We start from the raw sequence: 8,567 nt of genomic DNA on the forward strand, positions 1-8,567 counted from the left end.
GACACTCCATCTTCCTCAAAAGATTAAAGTGTTGCCTCCACCCGTTGAACCCACCTCCCAAGTCGGCCATTTAACTCGAGAGGAATGAGCGGTTGCTTTCATGCCGTCCCAGCTTTGGGCGCTATGGCAGGAACGTCCGGGGAAGCGGACGGTCAGCATTGGCCACGTAAGAAGGCCATTGCACATATCGGCGAGCATCGTAGGCAACCGATATGAGCAATCAAACGATGCTAACTGAGATTGATGGGCCAATGCTCGCAGAGGCATTTCCTGCGGAATGCCTTCCCGCAGCAGTTATCGCTGGAACGGAAGTCGCTCAGAGACTTATGTTACGGCAATGGACTGACCGGTTCGCTGTTCACATCGGATTCCAGTCGGTCCTGATCCCATCGCGCCTGAATTTCTCACCCGACCAGCTTATAATGGTTGAAACTGAAGAAGTGCGGCGCTTCGTCCGTGCACTTGAGACCCGCAGTAATGACGGCTTCGAACGTCAGCGTGCCGCACGCGATTTACTCGTGACGATGGAGCCGTGGGGTGCGCCGTTCATTTTGTCGCTTGTTGGCGAATACGTCATCGAAATATTAGAGGATATTGCCTCTGCAATAACACCCGAAAATGAACAGATTCTAGGCACCTTCATCACCCAAAACGAAGCATATTGGAACACAATCAGGCGCCGGGTAGCGAGCTATTGGAACGTCTATTATCGGTCATACCCGCGCACCAAATATGTCGGTTTTGAACTCGTTAAGCGGCTCGAGGCAGCCGCTTCTGTGTGCGCCGAAACCTCGAGCAAATGACCGAACTGTCGGCGTGTCCGGAACGGCAGCTTTGGAATCGAAAATCTCGGATTGCAGACCTTCGCTCCCGATTAGGGCCATGACAGTTTTCCCGCAAAACTCTCCGTCACCCTGAACTTGTTTCAGGGTCTATCTTGCCGAAAGCATTGGGCCTTGATCGGCAAACCGAGAACGCAGCGTGTTCCGTCAATGCTCCAGAGGACACTGCGCGATGGATCCTGAAACGAGTTCAGGATGACGTGGGCGGTGGGGGCGTGGATTGGCGCGATATTCCTTGGCCATCCAAGCATCGGGCCACCGAAGGCCCCCACTCCCCCTCAGTTCGCGCCGCGGGCGTAGTAGTATTGGTAGTACGCCATTTCCTCGCCCAGCACGGCGGAGCTGCGGGTGTCGACCTGGGTGAGGAGCAGGCCGTAGATATGGGCGCCGGCGCGGTCGAGTTCGCGCAGGGCGGTTTTCAGCACGTTGCGCTGCGTGGTGCGCCAGCGCAGGATCATCAGCGTGACGTCGGCCATCGCCGCCAGCGCGCGGGCCTCCGCCACCGGGATGACCGGTGCGATGTCCAGCACGACCAGGTCGTATTCCTGCCGGAAGCGGTCGAGCAGGATGGCGGTGGCGTCGGAGTGGATGATGTCCAGTGGAGTTTCGGCGGTGGAATTGAGCGGCAGCACGTGGGCGCCCGAGGGCTCGTCCACCACCAGCACGTCCTCCACCCGCGCCTCTCCATTCAGCACTTCGGCAAGGCCGGGGCGGCCGCGCAGGTTGAGCGCCACGGTGGTGCCCATGCGGCGCACGTCGCAGTCGATCAGCAGCGTGCGGCGTCCGGCCATGGCGGCGGAGCGGGCCAGGGCGATGGCGGTGCTGGTCTTGCCTTCTCCGGGGATGGACGAAGTGATGCCCACCAGGCGGGCGACCTGCCCCTTGTGGCCGATCTTCAGCGCCGTCCAGATCGCGCGCACCGACTCTGCGAAGGGCGAATCCTTGTGGTGGACCAGGAAGTCCGGCACGCCCAGAACCTCGTCCTTGCGGAAGTCGGGCTCGTCCATGGTGGCGATGTCGGGCAGGCTGCTCACCACGTCGTAACCGGTGAGTTCCTCGGCTTCGGCGCGGGTGCGGATGCCGCGTTCGCGCCATTCCAGGGCGAGTGCCAGCAGCACGGCGGCGATCACGCCGGCGATGCCGCCGCCCAGCATGTAGACCAACAGGTCGGGCGAGGAGGGCCGCGAGGGCACCTGGGCGCGGGCGATCACTTGCGCCTTGCTCTTCTCGGTGCCGCGCGTGGCCAGTTCCACCCGGTAGCGATCGAGGAAGGTCTGGTAGAGCTGGCGCGAGCTTTCGGCCACGCGCTCCAGTTCGTTGAGGCGCACGGAGGCGTTGTTGCCTGCCAGCAGCCGGCCCTTGGCGCCGCCGATGGCGGACTGAAGGGCACCCACGCGCTGGCTGTCCACGCCGACGTCCGCGCCGACCCCGGAGCTGGCCCGCGACACTTCGCGGCGCAGCGACTGGCGGGCCGTATCGAGCTGGGCCTCGGTCCGCATCCGGTCGGGGTGCTTGGGTCCGAGCGAGGAGGACTGTTCGGCCAGCTTCACTTCCAGCGTCGAGACTTCCGTGCGCAAGTCGCGGATCACCGGGCTGTTGTTGACGGCCGTGCCGTTCTCGCCCGCATTGGCGCGGGCGCGGCCCTGCGAGGCGGCCAGTTCCGCCTTGGCCGAGGCCAGTTCGGTGTTGAGCGTGGAAAGCTCCTGCTGCGCGATCGTGCTGTCGTTGCTGACGGCCACGAGGTCCGCGCTGGCGCGATAGGAGGCGACCGCGGCCTCCGCCTTGATCACGTCGCCGCGCAGCTGGTCTAGCCGGCTGCGCAGCATGTTGATGTCCTGGCTGCGTGCGTTCTGCTCGCCCTGTACCTGGCCGCTGACATAGGAATCGGCCACCGCATTGGCGACTTTGGCCGAGACTTGCGGATCGCGCGAGCGATAGCCGAGGTTGATGGCGTAGGAGAGGCCCTGGCGACCGACCGTGAGGTTGGAGCGCACGATATTGGCGGCGGCGGCTTCCGTCAGCGGGCCGGGGGCGTTGGGCGCCGAGGCGGCGAGGAAGGCCGGATCGGTATTGAGCCGCGCGTTGCGCACGGCCGCTGCCGAGACTTCGGGCGAAAGCAGCACCTGCACTTCGGTGTCCACCGCCGGGGAATCGATGATGGTGTCCTTGTTGGTCTGCGCGGTGCGGACCAGTTGCTGGTCGCCCCGGTCCAGCGCCAGCACGACGCTGGCGTCGTATTTCTTCACCGCCAGCATGTAGGCGGCCAGGGTGACGGCCAGTACCGAGGCGATGGCCATGAGCATCGCCCATTTGTGCCGCCAGGCCAAGGTTGCCAGCCAGGACAGGTCTATCAGCTTCCCGCCATCGGGGCCGGACCCGGATGCGGAACCAGTGCCGGCCGGGCCAGGTGCGGGATCGTTCAACCCCACCCTGCGCGCTACGGAGGGATCCAGCTTGTTGGGAGCCACGTGCAAGTCGCCTACCTCTCGAGAATCGAGGAAATTCGCGGACTTATTGTGCGAGGCTTTGCCTTTGGAAATCCATGAGAAACAGGTAGTACTTCCAAATCTCAGCAGCCCCTACTCCTGTTTGGAAAATGCCTGTTGGGCATTTTCGGTGCCGCAAAAATTCGCCTTCGGCGAATTTTCAAACAGACCAGAGCCTTCCTCAGATCGACATCCGCTGGTCGACGGTGACCTTGGAGCCGGAGAAGCTGCCCGCGCCGTTCAGAACCTGCCCCGGTTTGGCGATCAGGCGGCGGATATGCAGGTTGACCACCCCGTCCTCGGCGCGGAACAGCGGCACGGAGGGATCGCCCGAGGCGATCAGCACGTCCACAGTGATGGTGCGGGTGGCTCCCTTGGTGCCCTTGCCGATGATCCCGACGAAGCGGTTGGTGCCCAGTTCGATCAGGCCGTGGCTCTGGTTAGTCCAGGTCTTCATGCCCTGGCGGCAGCCGGAGAGGTAGACGTTGTCCACCCGCACGTCGCCCTTGATGTCGAGACAGGCGTCGCTGGCGTTCATCACCCGGCCATTGGTGATCGTGCCCGAATAGCCGCCCTCGGTCGAAATACCATCGACGTTCTGGTAATGGCTGCCGGAGGCCATGAACAGATTCTGGAAGTCGAAGTTGTTGATTTCGAACGTTCCGACGTCGTCCGCGTCCTTGCCCTTGAGGGCAATGGCGGCCCAGGCGTCGTCGCTGTTGATCGCCTGGTGGGTCTGACTGCCGATCCATACCAGGTCGTGGAAGACCGCCTTGCCGATGCCGTTGCTGACGTTGACGAGACCCAGCCCCAGGGTAGCGTCGGCGCGCGCATCGGTGTCCGACACGCGTTGGACCTGGAGGTTGGGCACGTTGCCGCCGCGCATGAGCGGGCCGTAGCGCTGGGCCTTGACGTCCGCCATCACGAAGCCGCTGGCGTCCTTGCCGTTGACGAGGATCTTACCGTCCACCGCGCAGACCTTCGAGATGCCCGGCGTAGTGGCGGTCATGCGAAGCGTCGCCACGGCCTTGCAGGCGGTGCCGGCCTGCGGCTGGGCGATCGAGGGCATCCGGAACGAGGTGGCGGCGGTGGTTGCAGGGGCGGCGGTCATCGGCGCCGCAACCACGCCGGACAGCGCGTTTTCGGCCGGATGTTCGGTCGCAGGCCGGTTTTCAGTTACAGGTCCCAGGGCCAGCATCGGCAAGGCCAGGCCAAGTGTTCGAAACATGTGCTTCCCCAAAGGCTTATGCGTAGAATCGCGTTTTATTGACCGAACCATGACGAATATTCTCATCCGTATGGATTAGTTCTTTTGGGCTACTTGCCCAGGCGAACTGCCAGCACAACCGGGAAGCGGGGCGGAATTTCCTTAAATCGGGCGGAGCCTTGCGGGATTTGCGACGGACCGTTTCGCAGGCCGACCCTGAAGGTTGGCATGGATCGTGAAGCCGCAGAGCAGGCCGTAGAACAGCAGGCCCTCGATCATCCAGAACGGCATCGTCGCCATGTTGAGCAGGAAGAAGCCGAGGTGGGCCATGATCAGCGTGAAGCGTGCGGGCGTGCGCGCGGTCGCGGCCAGGGCGAACATCCAGCCCCACAGCAGCAGCATGGCGGCCACGCCCAGCCAGCCCAGCTCGTAGAGCGTGGAAACCAGCGTATTGTGGGCGTAATAGCGATAGCGGCCTTCCCAGGCGTTGGCGCCGAAGCCCAGCATGTGCTGGCGCGGCGTGCCGACGTTCCAGGCTGTGATGTATTGGCTCCACAGCAACAGGCGTCCCGAGAGCACTTGCGTATCGGCACGGCTGAAGTCGGCAGGGGCCTTGCTGAGAATCTCGGGATTCTGCCAGACCGTGGTCACCGCGTCGAAGCGGTCGCCGGCGACGATCGGCACGATCGGTACGGCGGAGAGCACCAGCAGCCAGCCCAGGATGCCGGCGATGGGCCTCTGACTGGGTTTCACGGCGCTGGTGATGGCGGCGATGAACAGGCCCAGCATCAGCGGCCCGGCGGTGACGATCGCCGTCCGATAGTTCGCCGCGAGGATACCGCCCACGCAGACCAGGGCGATGCCCAGCTTGTAGAGCGAGCGCAGGCGCGGGTTGAGGATGGCGGTCAGCAGGCCGGTCAGCAGGATGATCGAGAAGCTGGCCTCGTGGTTGTAGCCGCCGATGTAGGAGGTGGAGCCGTCGCTTTCCGTGGCCTTGGCGATGCCGAGCAACATGCTGAAGGCCTGGAGCATGAGCGGCAGCAGGAACGTGAAAAGCAGGCGCAGCAGCACTTTGCCCGCGCCGTCGGTCATGAAGGCATCGTAGGCGGTGAGGGCGATGATCGCGAGATAGGCGTATTTCACCAGGCTCTCGATCGAGCCGGCAATTTCGCCGTTGAGCACCGCGCTCATGGCGATCACCAGCAGCAGCGGCACGATCGGCGCCAGCACCAGCGGCACCGCGCGGCTGCGGAGCAGCAGCAGCGCGCCCACTCCCACCAGCACGACCGAGGCCAGCGCGTTCCAGCTCAGCCCCGCCGGACTGGAGGAGAAAGCGAAGCGCGGCATGGCCGACATCGCCATGCGCAGCGCGAAGGCGACGATCAGGAACCGCGTGGAAGCGCCCACTTGCAGGCAGAGCACCACCACCAGCACGCAGAACAGCATCATCGTGGGCAGCAGCAGGAAGATCGGGATGGGCGGGCTGCCCGATGTCAGTGCCAGCATCGCGTCATCCTTTAGCCGGGGTCAGCGCATGGCGCAGGCTTCGGCGGCCCTTGAGCTTGCGATAGGCGGCGGCAGTGCGCCGGGCCACTTCGTCCCAGTCGAGGAGCGTGTCGGGCAGGGCGGATCCTCTATCCTCACCCGCCTCGTCATGCGCGGCGAGGCGCACGGCGAGGGCGGCGACATCGCCTACCGGGAAATAGCGGCTGGCGGGAAGGCCGAGGTCGCGATTGGGCTGGATGTCGCTGAGTAGCACCGGGCAGCGGCAGGCCAGTGCCTCCAGCGCGGCGATCGGCAGGCCTTCGTGGAAGGAGGGCAGCACGAACAGCCCGGCATTGCGCAGCAGCACGCCCAGGCGGGGGCGCGGCACCATGCCGAGGAACCGGATGCGCGCCTCGGCCATGGCCAGCAGGTCCTGGGCATAGCGATCGTCCTTGCGGCCCGCTCCGGCGATCACCAGGGTGCGGGTGTCACCGCTGCGGCGGAAGGCTTCTACCAGGGTGTGGATGCCCTTTTCCGGCACCAGACGGGCCACGCAGAGCACGTAGTCTCCGGCAACCAATCCAAGTTCGGCGAGCACGTCCGCATCGCTCTGCGGCGAGGGCGGCATCGTGCTCACGCCGTTGGGGATGAATTCCACCCGGTCGGCGCGGGTGGGATAACGGGCCTTCATCCGCTCCGCCAGCGACGGAGAAACGCAGACGACGCGGTTCGCGGAGCGCAGGCCCAGCCACTCGCCCAGCTTGAGCATCGCCTTGGCGCCGCGCCCCCATTTGTCGCGGTCGTAATCGGCGCCGTGGTGGGTCAGCAGCACGCTAAGGCCGAGCAGACGGGCAAGGGGGGCGAACAGGGCCGGTCCCACGGCGTGGATATGCACGGCGTCCGCGCCGCGCAGGCGGGCATGGAGAATGCCCACCAGTGTCGAGATGAGCGCCTCGCTGATGCGGCCGGTGGGCGAATAGAGCGGTGTCAGGGCGACATGGCGGAAGCTCGTCATCGCCGGATCGACATAGGGGGCGCGGCAGCAGACCTCGATCTCGATGTCCGGCTCGATGGCGGCGATGCGGGGCAGCAGTTCCTCGCAATGGGTTTCGACGCCGCCCATCACGCCGGGAATGCCGCGCAGGCCGGTGACGCTGATCTTCACGACGCCACCTCGCGCGCGGCGTCCATCAGCGCGCCGCGGAACCGCTCGACCGCGCTCTCCACCGAGAACGCGGCGGCGCGCCGGGCGGCGGCTTCGGAGAAGTCGGCGCGGCGGGGGCCAGTCAGTTCGGCCATGCAGCGGGCCATCGCCGCGTGGTCGTCCATGGCCACCAGGGCTCCGCCATGGCCATAGGCCGGTTCGCCCCCGTCAAGGTGGACTTCGAGAATCTCCGCCGGGCCGGAGGGGCAATCGGTGGCGACGACCGGCAGGCCCACCGCCATGGCTTCCATCATCGCATTGGGAAAGCCCTCGGCATGGGATGTGAGCAGGTAGCAGCCCGCCCGCACCAGCACGGCATGGGGATTGGCCAGGAACCCGGCGAAGCGCACCCGGTCCGCCACGCCCAGCGAAGCCGCCAGCGCCGCCAGATCGTCGCGCAGGGGGCCTTCGCCCAGCACGATCAGGTTGCCCCCGTTTTGCGTTTGCGCAAGAGCGCGGATGGCCATGGCGGTGTTCTTGTTGTCCACCAGCCTGCCCATCGTCACGAAGTCCGCCGGGGTAACCGGGATCGCCGGTTCCTGTTCCGCCAGCGCGCGGATGCGGGCCGTGTCGACCGGGTTGTAGATCACCGAGATCCGCGCCGGCTCGACGGCGAAGTCGCTTTCCAGCGTGCGGGCGACGCCTTCGGAAACGGCGATGACATGCCGGGCGGTGGGATAGGTGTTGCGGATCAGCAGGCGGCTGAGGAACGCGAGCCGTCCGGTGCGCAGATGGGCAGTGGTGTTCACCCGCTCGCTGATCACCGCCGGACCGCCGGTGCGCCGCATGGCGACGATGGTGGCGACGTTGGCGCGCGAGAGAAACGAAAGCGTCACGTCCGGGCGCAGGCGGCGTACCAGCCTGCGGGTTTCGCGGATGCTGCGCAGCAGGCTGCCGCGCGCGTTCAGGCGCTCTACCTGGACGCCGGCGGGCAGGCGGTAGGCTTCCTCCGCCTCGTTATCGAGCAGGGCCACGGTGATGGCGATCTCGTCCGGGCGGCGGCTGAGTTGCTCCACCAGCGTCGTGAACACGCGCTCCGCCCCGCCGCCGGCGAGCGAATTGATGACGAAGAGCGCGCGGAGCGGCGATGGAGAACGCATGCGACCTCTCGGGGAACCAGAGCAGGTGCAGCCTAGCCAGCGTCCGGCGCAGACGCGATTGAACATAAGGGCCAATCGGTGGCCCATCGGGGGTATCCGGCCTTGATAATGCGCGGTTTTGTAAGCGGTACTGGAAGATCCCGGTCCTTCGAGGTCGTTCGAAAATCCGCCGCAGGCGGATTTTAGCGGCACCGGCCCGCTCCCCCACCCTACCACCCAACGGTAGTATCCTGCGGGTGGTAG

6 protein-coding genes are annotated in these 8,567 nt (G+C 65.4%); 1 reads left to right on the forward strand and 5 read right to left on the reverse strand.

What is annotated here, in order from left to right; translation table 11 throughout:
- Positions 1-212: 212 nt before the first annotated feature.
- Positions 213-803, forward strand: coding sequence for a hypothetical protein (locus RT424_RS23285; RefSeq protein WP_313443090.1), 591 nt, complete (start codon positions 213-215; stop codon positions 801-803).
- 317 nt (positions 804-1,120) lie between these two features.
- On the opposite strand, the gene RT424_RS23290 is transcribed toward RT424_RS23285, so the two are convergent.
- The 5 genes from RT424_RS23290 to RT424_RS23310 all read right to left on the reverse strand — a co-directional run bounded on the left by RT424_RS23290 (position 1,121) and on the right by RT424_RS23310 (position 8,324).
- Positions 1,121-3,310: a polysaccharide biosynthesis tyrosine autokinase gene (locus RT424_RS23290; protein WP_313443092.1), complete on the reverse strand. Its 2,190-nt coding sequence runs from the start codon at positions 3,308-3,310 to the stop codon at positions 1,121-1,123.
- A 199-nt stretch (positions 3,311-3,509) separates the two neighbouring features.
- The gene (locus RT424_RS23295) at positions 3,510-4,556 is read right to left on the reverse strand and encodes a hypothetical protein (protein WP_313443093.1); all 1,047 of its coding nucleotides are present in this window, start codon (positions 4,554-4,556) and stop codon (positions 3,510-3,512) included.
- Positions 4,557-4,697: 141 nt separating this feature from the next.
- Complete coding sequence (locus tag RT424_RS23300) at positions 4,698-6,041, reverse strand: hypothetical protein (protein WP_313443095.1); 1,344 nt, start codon at positions 6,039-6,041, stop codon at positions 4,698-4,700.
- A gap of 4 nt (positions 6,042-6,045) precedes the next feature.
- Positions 6,046-7,185 carry a glycosyltransferase family 4 protein gene (locus tag RT424_RS23305; protein ID WP_313443097.1) on the reverse strand — a complete coding sequence of 380 codons (1,140 nt, stop codon included), beginning with the start codon at positions 7,183-7,185 and terminating at the stop codon, positions 6,046-6,048.
- On the reverse strand, positions 7,182-8,324 hold the full coding sequence (locus tag RT424_RS23310) for a glycosyltransferase (protein ID WP_313443099.1): 1,143 nt from the start codon (positions 8,322-8,324) through the stop codon (positions 7,182-7,184). Before RT424_RS23310 ends, RT424_RS23305 begins: the two co-directional genes overlap by 4 nt.
- Between the last annotated feature and the right edge of the window lie 243 nt (positions 8,325-8,567).

Source organism: Novosphingobium sp., from assembly GCF_032093395.1.
Classification (GTDB): Bacteria; Pseudomonadota; Alphaproteobacteria; order Sphingomonadales; family Sphingomonadaceae; genus Novosphingobium.

Coding starts and splice junctions, on each gene's coding strand:
- RT424_RS23285 (WP_313443090.1), top strand. CDS start 213: ATGAGCAATCAAACGATGCTAACTGAGATTGATGGGCCAATGCTCGCA.
- RT424_RS23295 (WP_313443093.1), bottom strand. CDS start 4,556: ATGTTTCGAACACTTGGCCTGGCCTTGCCGATGCTGGCCCTGGGACCT.
- RT424_RS23300 (WP_313443095.1), bottom strand. CDS start 6,041: ATGCTGGCACTGACATCGGGCAGCCCGCCCATCCCGATCTTCCTGCTG.
- RT424_RS23310 (WP_313443099.1), bottom strand. CDS start 8,324: ATGCGTTCTCCATCGCCGCTCCGCGCGCTCTTCGTCATCAATTCGCTC.